General features: G+C 33.3%; 20 protein-coding genes and 5 pseudogenes. 5 read left to right on the top strand and 20 right to left on the bottom strand.

The window, feature by feature from the left end:
- Positions 1-131 (bottom strand): helix-turn-helix domain-containing protein (locus BAU28_RS28690; protein WP_165615206.1); only part of this gene is annotated, 131 nt, incomplete at its 3' end.
- Between the two features lie 360 nt (positions 132-491).
- On the opposite strand from BAU28_RS28690, the gene BAU28_RS28685 reads away from it, so the two are divergent.
- On the top strand, positions 492-1334 hold the full coding sequence (locus BAU28_RS28685) for an SDR family oxidoreductase (RefSeq protein WP_071721388.1): 843 nt from the start codon (positions 492-494) through the stop codon (positions 1332-1334).
- A 103-nt stretch (positions 1335-1437) separates the two neighbouring features.
- Here the strand turns inward: BAU28_RS28685 and BAU28_RS28680 are convergent.
- Positions 1438-1755: pseudogene (locus tag BAU28_RS28680) on the bottom strand (hypothetical protein); the annotation flags it as partial.
- Between the two features lie 51 nt (positions 1756-1806).
- Positions 1807-2202: pseudogene (locus BAU28_RS28675) on the bottom strand (hypothetical protein).
- A 626-nt stretch (positions 2203-2828) separates the two neighbouring features.
- Between BAU28_RS28675 and BAU28_RS28670 the strand changes: the two are divergent.
- The gene (locus BAU28_RS28670) at positions 2829-3014 is read left to right on the top strand and encodes an aspartyl-phosphate phosphatase Spo0E family protein (RefSeq protein WP_002175056.1); all 186 of its coding nucleotides are present in this window, start codon (positions 2829-2831) and stop codon (positions 3012-3014) included.
- Between the two features lie 223 nt (positions 3015-3237).
- Here BAU28_RS28670 and BAU28_RS28665 read toward each other — a convergent pair whose 3' ends face one another.
- The 7 genes and pseudogenes from BAU28_RS28665 to BAU28_RS31230 form a co-directional block, all read right to left on the bottom strand.
- Positions 3238-3939: a LutC/YkgG family protein gene (locus BAU28_RS28665; protein WP_048374238.1), complete on the bottom strand. Its 702-nt coding sequence runs from the start codon at positions 3937-3939 to the stop codon at positions 3238-3240.
- The gene (locus BAU28_RS28660; protein ID WP_071721384.1) at positions 3920-5350 is read right to left on the bottom strand and encodes a LutB/LldF family L-lactate oxidation iron-sulfur protein; all 1431 of its coding nucleotides are present in this window, start codon (positions 5348-5350) and stop codon (positions 3920-3922) included. The genes BAU28_RS28665 and BAU28_RS28660 overlap by 20 nt, the downstream gene beginning before the upstream one ends.
- 15 nt (positions 5351-5365) lie before the next feature.
- Entirely contained in the window at positions 5366-6091 is a 726-nt protein-coding gene (locus BAU28_RS28655) for a (Fe-S)-binding protein (protein ID WP_048374282.1), read from the bottom strand.
- Positions 6092-7082: 991 nt separating this feature from the next.
- Positions 7083-7235: pseudogene (locus BAU28_RS28650) on the bottom strand (IS4 family transposase); the annotation flags it as partial.
- A gap of 111 nt (positions 7236-7346) precedes the next feature.
- A complete protein-coding gene (locus BAU28_RS28645; protein ID WP_071721378.1) occupies positions 7347-8378 on the bottom strand; it encodes a hypothetical protein in 1032 nt (343 codons plus the stop codon).
- A 1247-nt stretch (positions 8379-9625) separates the two neighbouring features.
- On the bottom strand, positions 9626-9841 hold the full coding sequence (locus tag BAU28_RS28635; RefSeq protein ID WP_071721374.1) for a hypothetical protein: 216 nt from the start codon (positions 9839-9841) through the stop codon (positions 9626-9628).
- 12 nt (positions 9842-9853) lie between these two features.
- Complete coding sequence (locus tag BAU28_RS31230) at positions 9854-10057, bottom strand: hypothetical protein (RefSeq protein ID WP_071721373.1); 204 nt, start codon at positions 10055-10057, stop codon at positions 9854-9856.
- Between the two features lie 70 nt (positions 10058-10127).
- On the opposite strand from BAU28_RS31230, the gene BAU28_RS28625 reads away from it, so the two are divergent.
- Positions 10128-10457 carry a YolD-like family protein gene (locus BAU28_RS28625; protein WP_071721371.1) on the top strand — a complete coding sequence of 110 codons (330 nt, stop codon included), beginning with the start codon at positions 10128-10130 and terminating at the stop codon, positions 10455-10457.
- Positions 10458-10585: 128 nt separating this feature from the next.
- Here the strand turns inward: BAU28_RS28625 and BAU28_RS30645 are convergent.
- The 4 genes and pseudogenes from BAU28_RS30645 to BAU28_RS28610 all read right to left on the bottom strand — a co-directional run.
- Positions 10586-11022: pseudogene (locus BAU28_RS30645) on the bottom strand (DUF2971 domain-containing protein); the annotation flags it as partial.
- Between the two features lie 97 nt (positions 11023-11119).
- Positions 11120-11356, bottom strand: a complete 237-nt coding sequence (locus BAU28_RS28620; RefSeq protein WP_071721369.1) for a helix-turn-helix domain-containing protein — start codon at positions 11354-11356, stop codon at positions 11120-11122.
- Between the two features lie 340 nt (positions 11357-11696).
- Positions 11697-12224, bottom strand: a complete 528-nt coding sequence (locus BAU28_RS28615) for a DUF2812 domain-containing protein (RefSeq protein ID WP_071721365.1) — start codon at positions 12222-12224, stop codon at positions 11697-11699.
- A gap of 1 nt (position 12225) precedes the next feature.
- Positions 12226-12540, bottom strand: a complete 315-nt coding sequence (locus BAU28_RS28610) for a PadR family transcriptional regulator (RefSeq protein ID WP_071721364.1) — start codon at positions 12538-12540, stop codon at positions 12226-12228.
- A 673-nt stretch (positions 12541-13213) separates the two neighbouring features.
- Here BAU28_RS28610 and BAU28_RS28605 point away from each other — a divergent pair.
- Positions 13214-13573: a hypothetical protein gene (locus tag BAU28_RS28605; protein WP_071721362.1), complete on the top strand. Its 360-nt coding sequence runs from the start codon at positions 13214-13216 to the stop codon at positions 13571-13573.
- A 480-nt stretch (positions 13574-14053) separates the two neighbouring features.
- Here the strand turns inward: BAU28_RS28605 and BAU28_RS31225 are convergent, their stop codons facing one another.
- The 5 genes and pseudogenes from BAU28_RS31225 to BAU28_RS31220 form a co-directional block, all read right to left on the bottom strand.
- A complete protein-coding gene (locus tag BAU28_RS31225; RefSeq protein ID WP_071721360.1) occupies positions 14054-14257 on the bottom strand; it encodes a hypothetical protein in 204 nt (67 codons plus the stop codon).
- A gap of 831 nt (positions 14258-15088) precedes the next feature.
- Positions 15089-15622, bottom strand: coding sequence for a chloramphenicol phosphotransferase CPT family protein (locus BAU28_RS28595; RefSeq protein WP_071721359.1), 534 nt, complete (start codon positions 15620-15622; stop codon positions 15089-15091).
- Between the two features lie 389 nt (positions 15623-16011).
- Positions 16012-17526, bottom strand: a complete 1515-nt coding sequence (locus BAU28_RS28590; RefSeq protein WP_071721357.1) for an acetyl-CoA hydrolase/transferase family protein — start codon at positions 17524-17526, stop codon at positions 16012-16014.
- Positions 17527-17652: 126 nt separating this feature from the next.
- Positions 17653-18297 (bottom strand): LytTR family DNA-binding domain-containing protein, encoded by a 645-nt coding sequence (locus BAU28_RS28585; RefSeq protein ID WP_002175050.1) that lies wholly within the window; start codon positions 18295-18297, stop codon positions 17653-17655.
- 213 nt (positions 18298-18510) lie between these two features.
- Positions 18511-18861: pseudogene (locus tag BAU28_RS31220) on the bottom strand (GGDEF domain-containing protein); the annotation flags it as partial.
- Positions 18862-19790: 929 nt separating this feature from the next.
- Between BAU28_RS31220 and BAU28_RS28575 the strand changes: the two are divergent.
- Entirely contained in the window at positions 19791-21269 is a 1479-nt protein-coding gene (locus BAU28_RS28575) for an Lsa family ABC-F type ribosomal protection protein (RefSeq protein ID WP_071721355.1), read from the top strand.
- Between the two features lie 368 nt (positions 21270-21637).
- Here the strand turns inward: BAU28_RS28575 and BAU28_RS28570 are convergent.
- Positions 21638-24112, bottom strand: a 2475-nt coding sequence (locus BAU28_RS28570; protein ID WP_244158224.1) for a sensor domain-containing protein, incomplete at its 5' end; no start/stop codon positions are given.

The following is a 24112-nucleotide window of genomic DNA, read 5'->3' as shown; positions in this document are numbered from 1 at the left end:
TTTTGTTTATAATATCGTTGTTTATCTAGCAAAGCGGAGTTATATTGCTGACGACAAATGGAAATCCATCTCTCTAATGTATGTTGTTGTACTTCTGTAGGATGGATTTCAAACCTGGAGTTCAATTTCATTATGCCGTCACCTCCGAATGTTTGTTCTAATAACTCTATTATAAACAAATTTTACGATGCTTTACCACTCAGAAGTACTTTTGTTAGGTCGGGCCATTCATCTCCCACCTACGCTGCGCTTAGAGGAAGGAGAATTCTGGCTGAAGTTTGTTAAAATAGTACCTGTGTGTTAACTTTTCCTAAAGGAAAAAATGAACACCTTTTTACAAATAACAGAAAATGTTATTACACCTTGATGGGGTAAATCCCCCTTCACTTCCTCTATTTAATTCTTTGGGGAGGATATATTTTCCTGATGATAATCATAACCTATATCAGAATCTCATTTATTATAGGAAAATTCAGAAAGGGGTGATTGTGATGGGTTTCCCACCTCAACAACAAAGTAAACCTGGCATTGAATCATTAATGATACCTAGACCTATATTTGATAACCCCGATTACAAACCAGCTGGTAAACTTATAAATAAGGTAGCGCTTATAACTGGTGGGGATAGTGGAATTGGGAGGGCTATCGCTGTAGCCTTCGCGAAAGAGGGTGCAGACATAGCAATCTCATACCTAAATGAACATAGTGATGCAAAAGAAACGGAGTTCTATGTCAAAAAGTATGGCCGTAGTTGCATTACCATTCCAGGTGATATTGGGTATGAGCAGCATTGCCAACAAGCAGTAATGCAAACAATTCACCAATTTGGTCGTATTGACATTTTGGTGAATAATGCCGGTGTACTATACATAAAGAACAGTCTACTTGATGTAGATTCAAACCAACGAGCAAGTACTTTTCACACAAATATTTTCTCGCAGTTTATTTTGACGAAAGCTGCTCTTCCATTTATGAATTCAGGGAGCTCTATAATAAATACAACATCCCTTAGTGCCTATCATGGAGATCAAGATGCAATTGACTACGCGGCATCTAAAGGAGCCATTGTTTCATTTACACGTTCGCTGTCATTGTCACTGGCACCGCAAGGGATTCGAGTTAATGGTGTGGCCCCAGGACCAATTTGGACTCCATTAATTCCATCTTCTTTGCCTCCAGAATGGCTTGCCACATTTGGAGACCATGTTCCTATGAAGCGAGCCGGCCAACCGTTTGAAGTGGCACCTGCTTATGTATTCTTGGCTTCCGATGATGCATCTTACATATCAGGGCAAATTCTGCACGTGAATGGTGGGGAAATTATAAACGGTTAAATATTTAACAAAAATAATCTTAGTTATTATTATTCGAATAGGGTATTTACCCAACACCTTTGGATGAGTCATTTCTATTTTTTTTAGATAGAAAAAGAGAGTCCCTCATTAAACTATTTGAAAAACCACCTTTTACAGAACTGTAGTCAGATTCTTCACTTCCATCCTCTTTTGATATCCAGCGTTCATTCAAAAACACCGAAATGGTACACTTTGTTGCATTCTCACCCCATTTTTCATAAGACACTTGCCATTTATCGATAACAAAGACTTCGTCAAATCGGTCCTGAATGGCGCGAGCCTCAACAAATGGAGCTACATACGCGAAAAATTCCCCTTGGCTTTCGAATGTGTGTGTAATCTTCCATCCCAATTGTTCTAATGGAAATTCCGCTTGTAAATTTCCCATCATGTTAGTCATAATAATCCTCCTACATTATTTGATTTTGTACAATTTATGTAAAATAAATTGTTATTTCGAATTTGAGTGTACCCACTCTTTATTTCGAAATTCATCAATCATTTCACATATGATCCCTCTGTTTTCATGAAGCAGCCACTCCTCATAGGAAGTAATATCCTTTCCTGATTAAATGGATAAGCGAAGATTCAACTCTTCTTTACTTGCACGACTGATATTATGTGCTGCATAAATTAGACTTAGACTCACTTTCAAATCTCTTAAATCAGAAATGGTAATATCCTTAAACGTTGTAGCTTTCGCATTGAAATTTTGATTGTGTGCATTTAACATATCGATAGAACTGATCCATAATGGATTAGCTAGTTCTTTAATTTCTTCAATGATGCAATGTAAATAAGCATTGTTCTGTAACTTCTCTTGTGATTTTTCCATGATTGTATTCATGATGTTCCCCCTAAGTAATGAAATAATCGCCTAAAGTATTAGCTATACAATAAACCCAAACTTAAAGACAACACAAAAGGGCTTCTTCAAGTCGATTAAAAATGTGCATAGCAAAATAAGCTATATATACACTAATCGGCTCAAAGAAGCCCTTTCACAATTGAAACAAGAACACAACTTGCTTCTACAACTCAACCACAACACATAAGGTGTGGGAATAAACGAAATCAAACAAAATATCACTATACCTATATATTATATATCAAGATTTTTTAAAAATATAAAAATAAATGCTTCATTGTTATTAAAGAAATGCTTATTACTATGCGATTTGAACCATAAATCCGTCATAATTTAAACTATAATATTGCCATAAGGTAGAGTTTTTTAGAGGATATCTTTTTAAAAATGAAATATTACTTGTATTAATGAATGTGGTATTTATGATGGTGAACTATACTGTGGCCTCTAATTATAAGATAAATCCGGATTTTTCGTATTTTTTTCACTTAAAAAGGGAATTTTTACATCTTTTGTAAACTTCCTTTTAATGAGATAATTCCATTATATAATTTGGACATGTTTTTTAAAGCTAGATCTTCAAAGTGAAAGGAGCAGATTTTATAATGAGTCAAGAAATGAACTGTACAACACTAAGAAGCCAAATAGAGAAGAAAAGACAGGAAATGATTCGCTTAACTAAACACTATATGCTCACTTCTCCAGAGATAATATGTGTCAGTCAAGAATTAGATAGATTATTAAATATGTTACAAAAAAAAGAATGTTGTGTAGAAGGAAATATCGCATGAATAAATTAGAATTTTATATTTTTCTCCATGGTTTCAACACTTGCAATAGAATGGAAATTTTGCAAGCGTAGAATCTATCGGACCCATCCTTCTAAAAATAGAAAGCCCTGGTTATATTTAATAGCCAGGGCTTTCTATTTTCAGTATTCTTATAAATGTGATTGTGTGTTTCATCTATATTTCCAACTCGTATGCGCCAGCGCTCTTTCGCAAACGTAAATCATTATTGATCATCCACAATAATATATGCTGTTCTGATTGGTCCGTGTACACCTACGACAAGGTTCATTTCAATATCCGCGCTATTTGACGGACCAGAAACGAAATTCACACAAGCCGGTAGTTTTTCTCCCGCTTTATTTTGATTATGAATAAGTTTGGTAGCATGGGTTAATCTTGGTACAATCGTACTTTTAGGAACGATTGCAATATATGACTCTGGAAGAAGACTAACATGTCTTCCTTTTAACCCATCATTAAATAGCACAACTGTTCCCGATTCTGCCAGAGTGATATCACTGAACGTAATGCCAAGGTCAGCAGCTTTCGCAAATTCTATGTCCTCTTCTTTATGATCTAATCCCCATGTACGAAAATGTGTTGTACCTTCATTTCTGAAAAATGGAGTAAGACCATACTCGTTAAAGCGCTCATCATTCGAATACATAACAGATTTGATATTCCATTCTTTTATAAAAGATTGAAACGTTTCAACAAGATTTTCCTTTGTTGTTCGCTTCACCTCTGTATGAATAACTTCGCAGTGCTCCATTAACTTTAATACAAGTTCCTCTTGTGTGAATCCTTCAAAAACAGTCCACTGCGGGGAAAAAGACCAGTTCGGTTTTTTCACTGCTTCTGGACGTTTCCTACCAAGCTTTTCTGATAGTTGGAGTAAAAATTCCTCACGATTTTGGATGGCCATCATCGTTCTCCTTTTCATGTTTTTCAAACCACTCTCGAAACGGTTGTTTTTTCGGAACTGGAAAATCTCTCGCATCCGTCCAAGCTTTTAACGGTCCAATTCCACGCTCGATCTTATCCCCTTTTGCAAGAGGTTTTAATGCATACGGAGCGCTCTTCGCAGCAAAAGAAAATAATCTAGAACTCTTCACCGCTTTTTCAAAACCTTTCATAGCCACGTTCCAAGCTACAGGTGATCGTTTTTCTTCTACAATGCGGCTGCGATGTTTAATTAATAAGTCGTGTAACGGGATTTTCACTGGACACGCTTCAGTACAAGCACCACAAAGGCTAGATGCATAAGGTAAATCCTTATATTCATCATATCCCCCTAAAAGCGGTGTCAACACAGCCCCAATTGGTCCTGGATAAATAGAGCCATATGCATGTCCACCAATATGTCGATATACGGGACACACATTAATACATGCCGCGCAACGAATACACTGAAGAACACTTTGGAATTCTGTTCCTACAATATCGGAACGACCATTATCAACAATGACTAAATGAAATTCCTCAGGTCCATCTGTCCCACCAGGCTCAGTTAACCCTGTAATATAACTTGTTAACTTTTGTCCTACAGAACTTCGGCATAGAAGTGTTACTAAAACATCAAGCTCTTCCCATGTCGGAACAATACGTTCCATCCCCATAACTGTAATCAACGTTTTCGGAAGTGTCGTAGTAAGTCTTGCATTTCCTTCGTTTGCTACGATAGAAATCGATCCAGACTCTGCAACAGCAAAGTTACATCCAGTCACCCCTATATCCGCTGCAAAAAAGTCATCACGTAAATACGATCTTACAAACCTCGCCATTTCCGTAGGATCAGATGTTCCAGTATAATTTAACTTTGTTTTAAATATTTCACAAATATGTTCTTTATCCTTGTGAAGACATGGAACAACAATATGTGACGGAGGATCATGGTCATTCACTTGTAAAATAAATTCAGCAAGATCTGTTTCTAACACTTCCGCTCCAGCTTCTTCAATCGCTTCATTTAAACTAATCTCTTCCGTTACCATAGATTTTGATTTCACAATTTTTTTCGCATTTTTCTTTTTTACAATCTCTTTTACATATTCCCTTGCGTCTTCTGCAGTCTTTGCAAAATAAACAAAACCACCGTTTTTCTCAATATTTTCACTCAGCTCATATAAATAATAATCAAGGTTTTCTAATGTATGCTTTCGAATTTCTTCTCCTAAAGCTCGCCAGTCTTCCCAATTCCCAAGACTCTCAGTAGCTTTTAATTTCTTGCCTCTAAGACCATCTTGCGCTTTCCTGACAGCTTGCCGCATAAATTGATCCCCAATACCTGTTTCAGCACGCTTATGAAAGGGATCATTCCCAATTTTCATTCCCATCTTTATATCCCCCTCCTATTTTCGATCTTCATTCAATACTTCAGCAATATGTTTTACTTCAATTGGATAACCATTGCGAGTTAAACGCCCTTTTATATTCATTAAACAGCTACAATCCATCCCGATTAACACTTCCGCACCGGTTTCCATAATATGCTTTACTTTTTCATCGACCATTTGTTCAGAGATTTCTGGCATTTTCACTGAAAATGTACCACCAAATCCACAGCAATCATAATTATGTGGTAACGAAACAACTTCCAGTCCCTTTACACATTTCAATAATTTTTGCGGCGGTTCCTTAATTCCCATTAATCGGCTCATATGACAAGATGTATGAACCGTTGCTTTTTTATGAAGCTCCGCACCTAGGTCTTCTTTCCCTAATACTTCAACAAGAAATTGCGTGAACTCATATGTTTTATTTGCAAGTTCAGTCGCTTTTTTCTTCCACTCTGCTTCACTTTCAGAAAATAAGCTCGAAAACTCGTGAACCATCATAGCGCAAGACCCCGACGGTGCCACAACATATTCTGCACCAGTAAAGGCTTCAATCATATGTTTTGCAGCTGTTTTTGTTTCTTTAACATACCCGCTATTATAAGCAGGCTGTCCGCAGCAAGTTTGACTTTTAGGAAAATCAACTTCACACCCTAAATCTTCAAGAATTTCCACAACATCTCTTCCTACTTCCGGATAAAAAATATCTGCAACACAAGTGATAAATATTGATACTTTCATATTTGACACCCCTAAATACAGTAAAGTATGCTCAAGTAACTTTATAACCATTTTTACCTTCCTTGTATATTATTGGTAAAAATTTTAAAAATATGAATAGAAATAACAAAAAAGTGATTGAGGACTATCTCAATCACTTTTTCTTACTAAAATACGATGCAATCGCAAATCTTAAAACAAGTGAAATAATGGAACTTACCATCGACATGCCCTTTTCGCCTACATTTCTGCACTATATTCAATAAAGTAAATAAAAACTTAAAAAATGCAGTATTACATATTCTTTTTAGTCCAGATCATGTTAGAATTTCTTATGTTGTTTATTTCATAATCGAATTATGGTTTCATATCTAATTTAGCAACGTGTGAGCTGTATACCAAAAGAAAAGACACCTTTCGGGTGTCTTTTCTTTTTTTATCTAATCAAAATTTTTCTATATATTTCTAAAAATCCAGTGTATTTCTCTAATTTATATTGCTTATTAAAAGGTATTACGATTAAAGTACTCACCATTTCTCATCTATATAATTAGATGAATATCTCATTTCCAAATCAAATTTCCAGTACTATATTTATTCTCTTAAAAATCTTCTATCTTGTTCTTAAATTCGTCAAAATCTTCATATAACTATACAAAAAATATATGCTATTATGTTTTTAAGAAACTATGTGTTCCCTTAACCCTGTATCCGGCCCTGTATTTTTTACAGGGTCTTTGTTTATTTGATTAACTTTTGTCAAAGTAATATCCTAAAAACACTTAAAATATCATGCTCCTAACATATTGTATATGACTAATATGTTAGGAGCTTTTATTTTTGGTAATGAGTTTTAAAACTGAATTTGAATAGTATTTTTCTCTATCTGGATAGAAATAAGTAAAGTACCATAAACGGTCGTTTTTGGAACAGTAACTTCATAAAACTCACATCAATTAGGGGGCACCATATCAGAAGTGGAGAATTAACGAATTTTAAGAATAACCCTCGAGACACATAAAGCGACTAAATCTTTCGCTTGGTACTTACTGGTTCGTTGAACAAAACCAACATCTCTAGCAAAATCTCGTAAGATATTTGGAGATAAAAAGCTTTGAATTTCTTGAGCAAATAATTGTAATTCATCAGATACAGAAATAGACATACAAAAACGCCACCCTTTCCTATGATTCTACAGAAAGAATAGCGTATTTTTTGTATTTTGTTTTGTTAGCTTGATAGCAATGTGGCTATGCCCCTTCTTAAGGGGTCTTTTTTATGCTGCAGGTTCTGTTGGAGCTGGTTGAACAGGAGTTACTTTCCCGCCATCCATTTTATCATTCCCCATGGATTGATTCATAAATTCACCAATTATTTTTTGCAACTCATCCATTGGAACAATGTTCTTTTCAGAAGTATCGAATGTAAATTTGATTGGTTTATCGATAGATTTGATATCAGAATTAATATTCATATCAAATTTAATTATTTCTTTTTCGTCTTTAGAATTTTTTGCTTCGACATGAATTGCTGCATCCTGTTTTTTAATTGTTTTTCCATCCATTGTATAAGTTAAAGAAATAGAAGATTTATCAAGATTTGCATCTTTCAATTCTTTCTTAAAGTCTGCAATTTCTTGTTTTGTTCCAGTGAAGTTTTTCATTGTAGACATTTCATCAAATACCTTTTCAATCACTGTTTTTAAATCTTTACCTGTTAATTTCACAGTATATACATCTTTTTCTTTTGTAAATTTGTCTTCAGGAAGCGCTTTGATTGCATCTAATAACGCTTTCTGTACTTTCTCTTGGATTTCCGTAGATTCTTTTGTATCTACTTCTCCTAAATCTTTCATATCCATTTTGATAACTTTTCCTTCTAGAGTAGAAAAACTATCACCAGGAACGCCAGCTAATTGTAATAGTGATTTTACATTATTCGCTTTTACATATAAAGCCTTTTTCCCTTCATCCATAAACATTGGAATCGATATATCCATTTTCATTGCATCTGTTTTAATATTTGCACCAATTGTTATTTCATCTTTTTTTGCATCTTTATCTGTTTTTGAATCAACTGTAATTGATATGTTTTTTAACATATCCATTGCCGCTTTATTTTCTGTTTTCATATCTTTCGCATTAGAATCGAATTTAAAAGAAATTGAACCACTTGATTCCATTTGTTTTGCATTTAAAATGTTTTCTGTTGAAGAAACAACTGTTTCTTTTGCAGATTTTCCACACGCAGATAAAGCGAAAAGACTTAAACTTGCTACAACCACTAACCCCATTTTACCAAACTTCATAAAATCACCCTTTCAATTCATTAACCTATCAATCATAGCATAAAAAGTAAAAAATAGTAATATTCAAATGGAAAAATATAACTACTCAGCTACCCTCTTGATTTGAGGGTTTCTTATTTTCTGTATCTTTTAGGTTTGCCTTCTTTTTTTCTCGTTAACACTTGAATTATCAAGGTTAGGAGGTGAAAGAGATGAAATATCAGGTAAACTAATCGGTCAAAACATGGAGTTGAAAATGCTTGTATCATCTATTGTATTAGAAAAAAAGGTGCTTTCGGACAGGACCATGTACCAACAATGCGGAACGAAGAAAAACTGCCTACTAATAAACTGATTTCAGAGAAATTACTTTCTTTATTCAATACAACAAATGATTATAAGCGGATAAAAGAAAAAGTAATAGGCAAAACATTAACATTTGTACCCGACCATAGCCATCAAGCTAAGATTTTAAAGTACCCCCTAAATGGAAATTTTGTGTTTTTTATAGCACCGAAGTTCATTCTTATCGTTTTGGGGAAGAATGTGTTTCTTAACTTGATAGCGATGTGGTGGGACCCCATTTATATAATAAACGTGAAATTTAACAAAGCGGATCATTAACCCCGTAACTCATTCCTCATATCCCAAACATTCATTCATAGCCAAAATATTTTAACAAACGTTTGTTTAATTTCCCCATAAATTTCTTCGTCATATAAGTAAAAAGGATAAGAAAACTTCATTTACGTATATTCAAGAATTATATTTAGTTATAATATAAAATTCATATTCTTATAGTTAATTACTACTGAATATAAATGTATATCTTTCTATAGGAATCCCACATTCTTCTTCATTTACCTCTTCTTATAATTTTTATAAATTATTATAGTGTAGATATTGATTTAAAGTTGATTAATTAAAGTGGCGAGTCCACTGCTTTTTTTATTTAACAAAAAAGAACCTGCAAACCTGCAGATTCTCCTGATAATGATTTATATAAGTAAGACCCGAAAATATAATACAATAATTTGAAAATGAGTTCAAATAAATAAAAAGGGCCCGCTGGAGTTCGGTTCCTTTCAGAAGTGATGACGTTTTCTCGGCTTAGGAACTGAGAAAATACAAAAATATAATACAGCGAGATTTAGGGAATTTCAATACTTAAATTAAAAATTACCGTGGAGTGGATGAACATGGAGAGGTAGCGAATCCGCCGCTTTTTTTATTTTGCATAGAAAAAAGGAACCTGTAATGGCTCCTTTTCACAATGCTATCTTATACTTATTGATTTTTCGCTTAACATCCATAAAAGCTAGTAATGCTGCAATAGCGCAAAGACCTTTAAACCAAAGGAACTCGGAAGAAAATAGTCCACCAAAGAAAGCGACCGAGTGTATAAAACAAGTAATACCAAATAACCAAAGCATGAACTTTAATTCCTTTGAGGAATACTTATAGTTTTTAAATCTTTCCCACATATATATCAACTCCTATTGTCCTGATGTTCTGTAGTTTTTCTTGATGATATCTCGCATATTTAAGACAAAGAATAGAAGGAAAACCAAGGCTATGATACCGTTAACCCAGTAGTATGTATGTCCTGTTGTGAATCCAGTATAGAAAGAAAGGGAATTCCAAACTAAAAGGATTGTTGAACAGATAGTAGAGATCAATAATGAACTAAAACTTCTCATGATTTTCACCTCGATTCAAATTTTTAGAACTTTTTATATAATTATACATTTAAATGCAAGGATTTACAAAATGAATTACCATAAAGAGGAGTTAGACAAATTACTTCCTATTGCAGCAATGCCTGAACAGTTTGCTGGCATTCGTGAAATCATTAAGGAGAAAAATAAAGTAACGCGGCCAATCTTAACCGCTGAAGAAAAAGAACTGATTGAGAACATGTTGTTATGTTCCTTATTATCTGAAGAAGAAATACTAATCACATATTATGAAGATGGTTATTTACTCTCTAGTTATATGACTGTTGTTGATATTGATCCACCAAATAGTGCTGTCATATGTACTGATGCTTTTTATAACAAGATGAAACTGCAATTTTATAATATAATAGATGCAAAATAGAATATATTTACGTAGGCACATTTAAAACATTATAAAGGATTGTAAAAAATGCAAGAGGCTCAAATAAGAAAGAATGAAGCAGGAGCAATTATTTATAATGATATAAATAACTATCCCTATTTAAATATACCTATGATTATCCCCTCTTCACACATTTCCAAACTCTTTTTCATCTTATCAAAAGTAGTCTGAATTGCTATACCTTCATTACTTTTCAGATATAAATCCCACATCGCTGCTGATTCATATTCATTCAGATGCCAGCAATTAATAAAAGTAGTTATCCTTTCATTCTTTACCTTTCCCTCTATCAACTGCACCATACTTTTAGCTCCATATAATATATCTTCTTTTAACTTTTCATTAGGATAATTTCCATCCTCAAGGGTTTTATATCTATCCTCTAAACCAAATATTTTGCCCTCAAATACATCTTTGAATTTATCTGATCTGCGAAAATATAATGATTGTGTGGATATTAAACTTACTAGTTTAATAAAATCCATATAGTGCCATAACTTATACCTTCTATATTTGAATTAACTGTTGATTCCTCTATAATCATAAACATTCATCCTTCACTATTTTTTCAAAAGAATACTTAATTAAAGATTAGTTACCAATAACCATTTTGTATAACTTTCCTTTTATTATATATAACATTAACCTACACCGTTGTTCTTAGGGAAAAGTACATTCATTGCTTCAACTGTTAAAATCCAATCTCCCCTTTGTTTCCCTTCAGGTTTATAGTATTTCATTTTCCCCTCTTCAATCAATTTACTCGCCAATCCATCCTTTTTTGATCTCTTCAACTTCATCCTCAAAGCATCTTGCGTTATGCCCCAACGATTACACGCTTCTCTCGGTGTCATAATTTCATCTAGCATAAATAACATCCCAATCACCTCTAGTTACTTATAAATAACACTCAACTCAATTATACGTTACTTATAAGTAACAAATAAACAGAAATAAAGAACCCTTCTAAAAAGAGAGTTCTTTATCTTCTCAAATATTACTTTTGTTGACTTAAAATAAAGTTCGATTAAAAGGTTGCTGAAAACATTCATCTTATCATAAAAAGAATCCCTTATATTTTGAACAAAGATTGATCGAAATATAAGGGATTTATAGCTTAACTCTCAAAAGTTTTATAAAAAAGATTGATTATTTTGACGGGCAAATAAGTTATAATAATTACCACTTCTTTATAAACTTAGAAATTCTCTTTCTATACTATTTTGTTCGAAACGAATGGTAGTAGGTCGCCATTAATGACATTAACATTGGAATGGTAATGACAAGGGAAAATAAGAAAACTATCGAGAATGTAGTACTTAATACCCCTGAACTTACCGAATGAACTAAATAACTTACAATCGACATGGCCATACTAATTACAACTGCTGACATAACTGGTTGTCTAAGTATTTTTATTTTCTCCTGTTTTGTTTCTTTATCTGTATAAATTGGTTTTGTACCAGGTTTGGCCTTAAATAGGTGCACACCATAATAACTTGAACAAACATATTCCCAACCTGCAAGTTCAAACATTTCGATATACTCTTCCAATTCATTTTCTGCTAATGGTCTTATATCAAGACTAAAAATAGTATCTTCAGAAACGCCCTTTTCTAATTCATATCCCATTCGTCTAAAACGTTTCACAATCCATCCTTTTGCAGCATATTTTCTTAGCTTTTTTAAATCTTTTTCTTCAGAAAAAGCAATCCCATTTGACATTATGTATTTTGTTTTCCCCATTTTAGTTCTCCCCTTTTAATCCATTTTCAGCAAAATCAAGCATCATTTTACGTCTCAAAATATCTTGTTCCAACACTTTTCTACCTCTATCTGTCAAAACATATACCTTCCTACGCGAATCTGAATCATCAAATAATTCAATGTAGGATTCGGTTATTAACTTTTTAATAATTGTGTATAGTGATGCAGGGCCAATGACTACTTTCCCATTTGTTAACTCCTCAATCAAACTCATCACCGCATAGCCATGTCTTGGCTTTGTAAATCCTGCCATAATATAAAATACAGAATCAGTTAATTGTTCTAATGATTTCATTTTCTCCCTACCTTCTTATATCACTTTATGATATATCTGAAAATAATATATCATAAAGTGATATAATGAACAATAAAAAGATGGAATGAATTTTCAATTTCACTCCATCTTTCAAGGGAATTCTTATCAAACTTTATTAATAATTATCAATCTTTTTTATGAATGATCAGACTTTGTTTTAATTTATCAAACTATATTTTAAATCCACAACTTTATCAATCTTTGAATATCCAAATTAAAATCCTTACAGCTATATCACCAATTCGAATTCCCCGATCAAAATTACGATCTCTTTTTTCCTCCAATTGCTTTTTTTCTTTTTGCTCAACCTTATTTCCTTTGTAATTGTTGGTTTTGAATAAAGTTTGATTCAAAGTATGCTAAAAATGTTGTTTTTATTAAAGAAGAACTCTTCATATTTTGAAAAAAGATTGGTCAAAAATAGATTCATTGTTGTGAATTAGTGTACAAATATTATAAAAAAGTTTGACCAATTTTTTTGTAAAACTTACTACAACAATATATGAATATCTTTGACTATATTTGTAATTTCTTGTAAAATAATATACATAGAAAGGTATTTTAGGGGAAATATAGAAAGAGTATGCCTTTCAGCTTTTAAAGGGCTAAAGCATATCCTTTTTTTTATTTAAAGGGGGAGAGAGAAAAAAGTATGAAGGATTTAAAAAGAAAAAGTATTTATGTTTTATTAATAGTTATAGCAATTATGGGGTTAAGTGCTTGTGGTAAAGATCCATCAGATGATTTGCAATCTAAAAAGTGGAATGTCGTTGCTACCAATGGCGAATCATATACAGGAGAATTCGCTAAAAATACGGTTTCTTTCAAGATAGGAGCTTTCACAAGAGGGTTTACATATAAAATTAACAAAGATGAAATTAGTTTAGAAGAAGATGGGAAAGAGCCAATTGTATTTGAAATTAAAAAAGATGGTGATGAATATAAATTTAAGGCAACGACTCCAGCTATTAAAAAGAAATTTGGAGATTTGACGTTATCACCAAGTAAATAGTAAATGAAAAGTCGAGATAAAACTCTGTAATAAATTTACAGAGTTTTTTGTTTGGAATTATTTAAGTAATTTTTACGGTGATACATATTAGTAATATAACTTTTATGCAAATGTTACAACTTTATTATAAATGATCAATCTTTTTTATAAAACTACAACACATTTTTGCAATAAAGGTGGACATCCAATGCGCAATCGAATTAAGGAGTATAGAGAAATTCCAAAAATTTCTCAGGGGAAATTGACGGATTTATGTAACTGTTGGTTTGAAATAAAGTTTGATTAAAAATATCTACTTCCACCCTTACTCTACGGAATATAAAAAGAATCTAATTTGAAAAAAGATTAATCAAAATAGATTCTTTTCCAGTAGATTTAAGATTGGTTTTTATAAAAATGTTTGATTAAAATTACACATATTAACCTCACTATATGATTCTCTGATTAACAAAACGTATAAAAAATTTGGGAATAGTAAACCTATACGTTATTATTCTCCTTTTTTTTATAGAAATGATCCGAATCATCGACAATACCCCATCCTATAATTACTAACGTTATAGAAAACAACTTAAGACACGCCATATATATATAATCTAAATCTTTAAGATAACTGACGGATAATGAAAAAATAACAGCACCAACTATACCTAGAATCAAACCCTTATATTTTTGTAAAAACATCAAGTTACCCCTTTCGTATAAACAAAATACCCCATATACAAATAACACTAAATTATGGAATATTTTTAAAGAATCAAAACGTTTTTATATTCAATTTATATATTTCATTTCTTTTCTTAATAAAAATATCCTCATAGATAAGTAAATCCAAAGGGATAAAACGGTGCATCTTTTTTATAAACAGTACGACTTTATTTCAAAGCTACAGTAATGATTTTTTTTACGATTTTCTTTTTTCATAATCCTCAGCCCTTTCTAGCTATGTATTTCATCTATGTATATCCGCTTCCCCATCAAAAAAGTTTTCAGACACTGTGTTGTTTTTTAGACACGTGTAAATTAACATCCAATGCTAAAAGTAAAATTCATCCACTTCAAAAGGTTTAAAAATACACTTTTGAAGTACTAGATAATTAATAACACCTTTTGAAGTGTTTTTGTTATAATTTCATTAGAAACACTTTTGTAACACTTACGGTTTAGTACCGATTCTCTTTCATATTTCGTCATACTCTCCACTATCTTTTAGTTCTTGTAATGTTAGAAACATCGGTCTTAAATTAGACGTCATGTAAAATGACAATAAAGTTATTTAATTTTAAAAGCTCAAACAAGCATAACCCCGTTCTAAATATAGGACGGGGTTAGAAATATAGTTGTTTAATCTTGATGTAAGAAACTTTACTACAAGAAAAAATATAACAATAAAGTCGTTTGAAAATCTAAGTTTTATTCAAAAATAACCCCCGATTGCGGAAGACCGTTCTGTACATCTGTGATTGTGCAATATTGCAGAAATAATCTCGTTTACTTAAAACACCTCGTAAGCTCTCAGGGGTTGATTCTTTGTCCGATAATTTGAGCACATTCTTCTGGCGATGTCTTTGTTGTGTCAACTTTGATGTTATAATGTATGCCAATGTGAACTACAGTCGCTTGCGAAACTGCCATTCCTGCAACTCGGTCTCCTCGTGCGCTTTCACGAGTGGATGCCACGATGGGATCACAGAAAATACCAACCCACAACACCTGCAACCCTTCCAAGGCAGCTCCCCAGCGATTACAAGCATCTACTCCGCTAATGAAGACATCATCGATAATCACCTGGGCTCCTCTACGGGCCATCTCGCCAATACCGTTCATCCATGCAGATTCTAATTTGCGAAATTCCGTACCTGGACTGACAGACCCATCGTCACCAAATTTAATTCCGCTGTCTGCTTTCAACATTGCATCAGGCATAGCGTCGATTAAATCGTCGATACTGAACCTTAACCAAGACGTTGGCAATAAATTCTGCAGACACTTTGCGATAGTGGTCTTCCCGGAACTCGATCCACCATTCAGAATAATTACGTCTACCATACCTTTAACCCCTCTTTGGGACATAAGCTTAAATGCTTCTTATGTCGATATGATGTTCTTTAACTTAATAACAATTATGTCAAATTAACATCGCTTTCACAATAAGATATTCCAGATTATGGCCCGATTGTTGAATAGAATGACCCGCATTTTTTCAACAACTTTATTATTTTTTAAACGACTTTCTTTGTAAATTTAACAACTTTATTATCACTCTACACTATATGACTTATACCAAAAGTTTAATTAAAGAAAAAGAACGCCATCCCTGAAAATTGGCGTTCTTTTTTCTAAATTTAACCCTCTAAGGCACTTTATATTTACAACATATTGTATTCAACTTCAAACTCAATCTTCCGCTTTACTATTACTTATGATACGATACGCACCTATACAGTTTCTACTACCGCTTCAAGCATTGTTCCATTTTTAGCATAATTCGTATGCCAAGAAAAAGCTTTTTCTAAAACATGAGGAGTTTGTCCACCCCTTGTTAGTGCTTCTTGGTAATAAGTTCGTAGTTGGTCACGATACATTGGATGTGCACAATTCTCAATAATCAGTTCCACTCTTTCCCTTGGCGCCAGTCCCCTTAGGTCAGCGTACCCCTGTTCAGTGACGATAACATCTACATCGTGTTCAGTATGGTCTACATGAGAGACGAAAGGAACGATACTTGAAATGTTACCACCTTTCGCAATGGATTTAGTAACAAAGATAGCTAGGCGTGCATTTCTTGCAAAATCACCAGAACCACCAATACCGTTCATCATTTTTGTACCTAAAACGTGAGTAGAGTTGACATTTCCGTATATATCTAATTCTAAAGCAGTATTAATCGAGATTAATCCAAGGCGGCGAATGATTTCAGGATGATTAGAAATCTCTTGCGGGCGCATCATTAATTTGTTGCGATATTTTTCAAAGTTGGAAAATACTTGTTGCATTTTCTCTTCAGAAAGCGTGATGGAGCAGCAGGAAGCAAAATGTACTTTCCCAGCATCCATAAGATCAAAGACCGCATCCTGTAATACCTCGGAATACACTTCTAAATCTTCAAACTCCGAATCTAACATGCCATGCAGGACTGCATTGGCTACTGAACCAATTCCCGATTGTAACGGCGCTAAACGATTCGTTAATCGGCCTACCTTTACTTCTTTTCGAAGGAACTCTATTAAATGCTGTGCCATAATAACAGTTTCTTCATCTGGAGGAACAATTGTCGATGGCGAATCAAGTTGGTTCGTAAACACAATCCCTTTCACTTTTTCAACATCAATCGGAATACCGATTGTTCCAATTCGATCATCCGATTTCACGAGCGGAATTGGAAGCCTTTCCCCTTGTTTTCCTGGTTCATATAAATCATGCAGCCCCTCTAGTTGTGTAGATTGAGCCATATTCATTTCAATAATAATGGACTTCGCATTTAGGGAAAACGCTAAGGAATTTCCAATTGAAGTGGTTGGAATAATCATTCCATCCTCAGTTATTGCAACCGCTTCCAAGATAGCGACATCTATATCCATAACGTCAGCACGGAGTAACTCTGCTGTATGAGACAAGTGCTGATCCACAAATAAAAAGTCTCCATTATTAATTCCTTTTCGCATAGTCGTATCAGCTTGGAAAGGCAATCTTTTTCCTAAAATTCCTGCCTCAGCAAATAATTTATCTACATCCGAACCTAAGGAGGCTCCAGTATAAACATTTACTTTAAAAGATTTATCATGCTTAACTCGGTTCACCAGCGCAAATGGGACTGCTTTCACATCACCTGCACGTGTAAACCCACTTAAGCCTAAAGTCATTCCACTTTGAATCCAGGAAGCCGCTTCTTCAGGTGTAACTACCCGGTCCTTCAGACGATGGTCCCTGATTCTATCCAAATTTTTCTCCATATGTAATCCCTCTCTCAATGAATATTCATAATTATTTTACACTTTAACACTATCAAAATAGGGATTTTGGTATACGATATGGAAAATTCAGATAAAGTAGCGAATCTAGGTTCTAAAGCAGAAAGTCTAGAATCCTAGAAGCTTCCGAAAATAACTGGCATATGATTGACTAACTGGTACCCGTTCACCATTATTCATCGAAAGTAAAAAAGTAGAATGGGTATCAGGATAAATCGCTTTAATATGATTAACATTTACAATAAATGAACGGTGGCATCTAATAAATGAATCCTTCGGAAGCAAGTATTCGAATTCTTGCAGAGAGTATTTATGTGTTCCTGATAACTCTTCCGAATTCACATACGTCTTTTTATCTTTAGCCTCTAAATACAGGACCTTTGAAAAAGGAACCGGAATCCAGCCGTCTGTTGTTTTTAAGGTAACGACCGATTTTCCATCCGTTAAAGCTGGATAAATTGCCGTCACGCAACCCTCAAGCTTTCCATTATTTAAAAATGGTACGGCCATTCCATGATAAGGAATACCAAAAACATCTCGGTTAATAAACTCAGAGGCCTTTTGCTTCGTCACCATTGCTTTATGGGCAATCGTTCCTTCCTTTATAGGATCTCCAACGCTAATCTTTAAATCAATTCGTTTACTTGGCCTATAGTAGATATATTCTTTTGTATTTGAAACGGCAATTGAAATTTCATCTGAAAATAATTCACCAACGACATCTAGTAGTAAGCCTAATGTTATATCTTCCATACTATTAACACCTCATCCACTATTATACTACTATTATTAAAATGCACCCTTTCTTTTTTATAAACATTACAACTTCATTCAAAACTTCGCGCCTTTCTTACAAACACAGTGACTCTACTTCAAAATCGCACAAATTATAAGATCAAACCCTCCTTCAGCAAAAAGGGGTGTCCATATGATAATTCTTGAATGGAGTCATTTTATGTCACTTTAAAGAAAGAAGAATAAGAAAAACAACAAAAATACATCGGAGATATTAAAATTTTGTATTGGTAATTCTAAATTAAGTACTTGAAAGGCAGATATGAAATTCCCTAACAAGAAACAACCTATTGCAATGGTAATGCAAACCCAGAAGACTCCTAACTTAATTTTTCTGGATAATATAGAATAAAGTAATGAGATAAATACAATAGTCTCAATAACTAAGGGTGATAGTCGTATATTAAAATCTGATACAAAATAATGATTCGGAAAAACAAATAAAAAGATAAAGCAAAAGCTTAAATAAGCTATTAGAGCTATAAATAATAAATAAAAGTGCACATATGATTTTTGACGCAATAGATTTACCTTCTTGAGTTTTTCTATACTTTTATTAAAAAATATCATTATGGCTGAACAACCCATATGAATTAAAATGGGTGCTGCCTATTATCTCTATTATGACCTTTTTAAAAGATTTCTTTCTACATATGTAGATGTTTACTATTTTTTAAACCGAGGATTCCAAAAAGAATACGATAAAAAATGTGGTTTCTTTAAAGTATTTGCACACCGTAAATTTGAATGATACAGCTTAACTCCCCCTTGAATATGAGATAGAATCTAAGCTTCCATTAGATCATAGTTAGCTGCTGTTCGTAACCATTATAATTACATCAGAGGTGATATCAATTTCAAATAACTCCCCTTTTAATGGACAAAAGACAAGTGACATTTTGAACAAAAATGCGATGTTTATAATAATGATGCTATGTTTTATCTCCCTAATCGAAGAATTTCAAATGATTTAGGATTAGGTGAAGGAGATATTGCATCTCCTAAAAAAGAATGTTACTCTAAAAATAGAATTATGAAAGGAATGATGGATGAATAATGATTAACTAATTTATATTTTAAGTTGAAATTTATAACTTCACACTACAAAATATAGGGTTAGTCTATCCATTTTTTTTAATTCAGTTCATACTTTATTTGTCATGATTCAAATGATTAATAAGTACTTATTAAGTACAAGCGAAAGACTAATCCTTCCAATTACAAATTGGAGGTTTTTTTTATTCCCTTATATGTACGCTGGTATTTATTAATCAGTAAATTTACCTAACAAATAAAGGAGAGAGAAAAATGAGTAATTCAGACACTATTGTTACACATGTAATCCTCTATATAAGTCGTTAATATCCATCAAACTTATATAGAGGAATTAAAAAATGGATGGATATTCCGACTTTATATGAAAAGTTTCGATATATAAAGGAGGAATTATTATGTCAATGATAAAAGTTCAAGACTTAACTTTTTCATACCCAGGTAGCTTTGATAATATTTTTGAAGGTGTAAACTTTCAAATAGATACAGATTGGAAATTAGGATTTATCGGTAGAAACGGACGAGGTAAAACGACATTTTTTAATTTATTATTAGGGAATTATGAGTACAGTGGGAAGATCCTTGCTTCGGTAGAATTCAATTATTTCCCCTACCCTGTTTCAGATAAGAACAATTTTACTCATGAAATCCTTGAAGAAATTTGTCCCCAAGCAGAAGATTGGGAATTTCTACGTGAAATATCCTATTTAAATGTTGATGCTGAGGTCATGTACAGACCCTTTAAAACATTATCAAATGGAGAACAAACAAAGGTGTTGCTTGCTGCATTGTTTTTGAATGAGGGGCAATTTCTATTAATTGATGAGCCAACAAATCATCTAGACACTGATGCACGAAAGATGGTCTCTGATTATCTAAGGAAGAAAAAAGGGTTTATTTTAATTTCACATGACAGAATCTTTTTAGATGGATGCGTTGACCATATCTTATCTATAAATAGAGCAAATATTGAAGTTCAAAGTGGGAACTATTCTTCTTGGAAGTTAAATTTTGATAGACAGCAGGAACACGAAGAGGTTACAAATGAACGTTTGCAAAAAGACATAGGAAGATTAAAACAGTCTTCCAAACGTTCAGCAGGTTGGTCTCATGATGTGGAGGCTTCAAAAAACGGAACGAGGAATTCAGGCTCTAAGTTGGATAAGGGGTTTGTAGGGCATAAAGCAGCCAAGATGATGAAAAGAGCAAAAAACCTAGAATCAAGGCAACAAAAAGCTATTGAAGAAAAGTCAAAATTACTAAAAAATGTAGAGAAAACTGAGTCATTAAAATTAGAAGCATTGAAGTTTAAGTCAAATGAATTGGTTACTTTGGCGGACGTGTCTGTTAAGTACGATGACCAATTCGTGAATGAGCCGATTAGCTTCATAGTCGAACAAGGTGACCGGATTGTGCTTGATGGAAAGAATGGGAGCGGGAAAAGTAGTATCCTAAAACTAATTCTAGGACATCCGATACAGCATACAGGCTCAGTTACTTTAGGTACAGGACTCATCATTTCCTATGTCCAACAAGATACTTCTCATTTGAAGGGATTGCTATCAGACTTTATTGAAGAGCACAAGATTGATGAGACGTTATTTAAATCCATCCTACGAAAGATGGATTTTGACCGAATTCAATTTGAGAAAGATATATCTCATTATTCTGGTGGACAAAAGAAAAAACTGCTTATCGCTAAAAGTTTATGTGAAAAAGCTCATATATATATATGGGATGAACCATTAAACTTTATAGATATTTATTCGCGTATGCAGATTGAAGAGCTTATTCAACAATTTAATCCTACAATGGTTATTGTTGAGCATGATAAGGCATTTCAACAAACAGTTGCAACAAAAACTATATCTATGTAGCTCAACTCGAATAATTAAAGATATAATTAATAAATCAAGTCATTAATCTATAAAGCACTTTAATGATGTGATGAAAAAAGCCTAATTTCTCTACAAAGAATTGAGAAATTAGGCTTTTTAATAGGAAATTTAGTGTCGTCAAGAACACGACGCTAAAACATATGAACACGCAACGCGATCTGTACGGTATGGTTATAGTACCGTAGCTCACGAACCTATATGGTCTGTCGTGGGAGTGGTGATGGCACACCGCAATCTTGCACGTCAGCGATACCAGAAATGGACTTCGCCTTTGGTAGCAAGAATCCCACTGACGTTAGTCAGCTTGCCCCTTTAGGGGTGGGAGTGTCAAAGAGCACTTACTTATTTTACATCGAGCTTATAAACTTAATGAATTCATCTTCATTTACAGGTTTACTGTAGTAATAGCCCTGAATTAGATAGCATGCATTTCGTTGTAATACTTCTAATTGTTCCTTCGTTTCTACCCCTTCTGCGATCACTTTCATGTTTAAAGTATGTGCTAGTGAAATAATGGTATGAATAATTTCATCTCCATCCGTAGAAGTTCCGATCCTATTAACAAATTCTCTTGGAATTTTCAAGGTATCAATTGGATACAAAGGGAGATATGCTAATGAAGAATATCCTGTACCAAAATCATCAATTGATAAATGTACACCATATGATTTTAATACTTTTAACTTCGCTAACGTTTCCTTTTCATCTACCATTGCGATCCGCTCCGTTAATTCTAAATCAATCGAACTAGCAGGTACCCCTACTTCTTCTATGGTAGATATGATTGTTTGAACAAAGTCCTTCTGTTCAAACTCTATAGCTGATAAATTTATCCCCATTTTTAGATTTGCATAGCCCGTAGAATGCCACTTTTTCAATTGTTGACACGCTTCCTGTAACGTCCATTTTCCGATTGGAATAATTTGCGAGGTTTCTTCCGCAATAGGTATGAACTCAAAAGGTGAAATAAGTCCCAGCTCTGGATGTTGCCAACGAATTAAAGCCTCTGCACCAATAACCATACCAGTCTTACTGTCAACTTGTGGTTGATACAATAAATACAACTCATTATTTTCTAATGCATTCGGTAAATCCTGTTCTAATCGTAATCGTCTTGTTATTTTTTCTGATAATGTCTCGTCATACATGCAAACAGCATTGTTACCTTTTTCCTTTGCACTATACATAGCAATATCAGCATGTTGTAAAAGTGTAGTAGTATTTATTCCTCCAAACGGATACACTGCTATTCCTATACTAAGAGATAAGTAAAAACTATGCTGATTTACTACAAATGGTTCTTCAGTTATACGAAATAGAGTTTCACACAAATCCAATAGCTGTTGCTCTGTGTGGTTATGGACTATGATTGCAAACTCATCTCCCCCTATTCTCGCTAGAGGAATAGCCGGTGACAGACATGTCCTAAAACGTTTTGCAACTTCTTTTAAAACACTGTCACCAATTGAATGTCCCAGTGTATCATTAATGGTCTTAAAACGATTTAAATCTATATACAAGAGTCCAAATTCAACCTGCGTTTTTTGTGCACGCTCAATGGATTTTTCTAATTCTTGTTGGAAGAATATTCGATTTCCAATCTCCGTCACTGTATCATGGAATGCTAGATAGTTTATCTCATCTTGTTGTTGCTTCATTCTCGTAATGTCTTTTACCATTACATAACTCCCAAAAGTTTGTCCTTCTATCATAATAGGAACAATGGTGACGTACCAAAAATGAATGTCCTTCTCATTATTATTTTTCACACGTAATTGTAACGAAGCCGAACTGCATCGTTTACCTTCTTGTAGAGCTGCTTCCAATTCAGATCTATCTTCATCTAAAAAAATTGAGAAGCACTCTTTACCTATTAATTCATCACTGTTTTTTCCTAGTAACATACTTCCAGCCTGGTTTATATTTAACACCGTACCATTTGAATCAATCGTTAAAATAGGATCTGGATGATACTCATATAATGACTTAAATCTCTCTTGATTTTTGACCAAATCATTGGATTTGTTTATTAAATCTGCTGTTCTTTGAGATACTTTTTGTTCTAATTGATTATTAAACACTTTTAACATTTCGGTTAAATCTCTGTTTTGCATTCGTACGATTGTATGACGTATCAGCACAAATACAAATGCAATACAATTTCCAGTAATAAGTGTAGCCGAGGAAGTTTGCTCTTTAAAAGTAAAACCAATTAAGACTGCAACTGCAAGATAAGGAAATATAACAAGAAGTTTCTTTCCGAATGTGGGATCGATAATGAAATAATTCCTTCTAGAAGATGCATTCTTTGGTATAGTAGCAGCAATGGCGATAAATAATAGGAAAACTCTATACAAACACCTTAATAATATAACTGAACGATCTGACAAATCATCTTGCAAGTAAAAATACAAATAGTCCGTAATGGCCAATCCAGTTAATACTAGGATAAAAATAAATAATTTACTTTTCGCATTGAAAATAGCTGGTCGAAAGATCAGACTAACACCTAATAAAAGAAGTAATAAGTCTATAATCGGAAAAATAAACGAGAGAAAAACATCTCCAATTGATAAGAATAAGATATTTGCAGAAGGTTTATTAAATAGATACCACTCTAATGTAAAAATGGCAGTAACAACAATACATAAATCACAAAGCAAATACGCTTTTTCCCACTTGTTACATTCCATAATGATTTTATAAAAGAACGCAAAAAGAAAGAGGAATAAGAAAAACAACAAAAATACATCGGAGATATTAAAATTTTGTATTGGTAATTCTAGATTAAGTACTTGAAATGCAGATATGAAATTCCCTAT

This window comes from Bacillus paramycoides, assembly GCF_001884235.1.
Taxonomy (GTDB): domain Bacteria; phylum Bacillota; class Bacilli; order Bacillales; family Bacillaceae_G; genus Bacillus_A; species Bacillus_A paramycoides.
This window is presented reverse-complemented; position numbering and strand designations above follow the sequence as displayed.

Bases quoted from the DNA above. Each gene is read 5' to 3' on its own strand.
- BAU28_RS28685 (WP_071721388.1), top strand. From the start codon at position 492: ATGGGTTTCCCACCTCAACAACAAAGTAAACCTGGCATTGAATCATTA.
- BAU28_RS28670 (WP_002175056.1), top strand. From the start codon at position 2,829: ATGAGTCAAGAAATGAACTGTACAACACTAAGAAGCCAAATAGAGAAG.
- BAU28_RS28665 (WP_048374238.1), bottom strand. From the start codon at position 3,939: ATGGCCATCCAAAATCGTGAGGAATTTTTACTCCAACTATCAGAAAAG.
- BAU28_RS28660 (WP_071721384.1), bottom strand. From the start codon at position 5,350: ATGGGAATGAAAATTGGGAATGATCCCTTTCATAAGCGTGCTGAAACA.
- BAU28_RS28655 (WP_048374282.1), bottom strand. From the start codon at position 6,091: ATGAAAGTATCAATATTTATCACTTGTGTTGCAGATATTTTTTATCCG.
- BAU28_RS28645 (WP_071721378.1), bottom strand. From the start codon at position 8,378: ATGAAGTTTGGTAAAATGGGGTTAGTGGTTGTAGCAAGTTTAAGTCTT.
- BAU28_RS28635 (WP_071721374.1), bottom strand. From the start codon at position 9,841: ATGTGGGAAAGATTTAAAAACTATAAGTATTCCTCAAAGGAATTAAAG.
- BAU28_RS31230 (WP_071721373.1), bottom strand. From the start codon at position 10,057: ATGAGAAGTTTTAGTTCATTATTGATCTCTACTATCTGTTCAACAATC.
- BAU28_RS28625 (WP_071721371.1), top strand. From the start codon at position 10,128: ATGAATTACCATAAAGAGGAGTTAGACAAATTACTTCCTATTGCAGCA.
- BAU28_RS28620 (WP_071721369.1), bottom strand. From the start codon at position 11,356: ATGTTATTTATGCTAGATGAAATTATGACACCGAGAGAAGCGTGTAAT.
- BAU28_RS28615 (WP_071721365.1), bottom strand. From the start codon at position 12,224: ATGGGGAAAACAAAATACATAATGTCAAATGGGATTGCTTTTTCTGAA.
- BAU28_RS28610 (WP_071721364.1), bottom strand. From the start codon at position 12,540: ATGAAATCATTAGAACAATTAACTGATTCTGTATTTTATATTATGGCA.
- BAU28_RS28605 (WP_071721362.1), top strand. From the start codon at position 13,214: ATGAAGGATTTAAAAAGAAAAAGTATTTATGTTTTATTAATAGTTATA.
- BAU28_RS31225 (WP_071721360.1), bottom strand. From the start codon at position 14,257: ATGTTTTTACAAAAATATAAGGGTTTGATTCTAGGTATAGTTGGTGCT.
- BAU28_RS28595 (WP_071721359.1), bottom strand. From the start codon at position 15,622: ATGGTAGACGTAATTATTCTGAATGGTGGATCGAGTTCCGGGAAGACC.
- BAU28_RS28590 (WP_071721357.1), bottom strand. From the start codon at position 17,526: ATGGAGAAAAATTTGGATAGAATCAGGGACCATCGTCTGAAGGACCGG.
- BAU28_RS28585 (WP_002175050.1), bottom strand. From the start codon at position 18,297: ATGGAAGATATAACATTAGGCTTACTACTAGATGTCGTTGGTGAATTA.
- BAU28_RS28575 (WP_071721355.1), top strand. From the start codon at position 19,791: ATGTCAATGATAAAAGTTCAAGACTTAACTTTTTCATACCCAGGTAGC.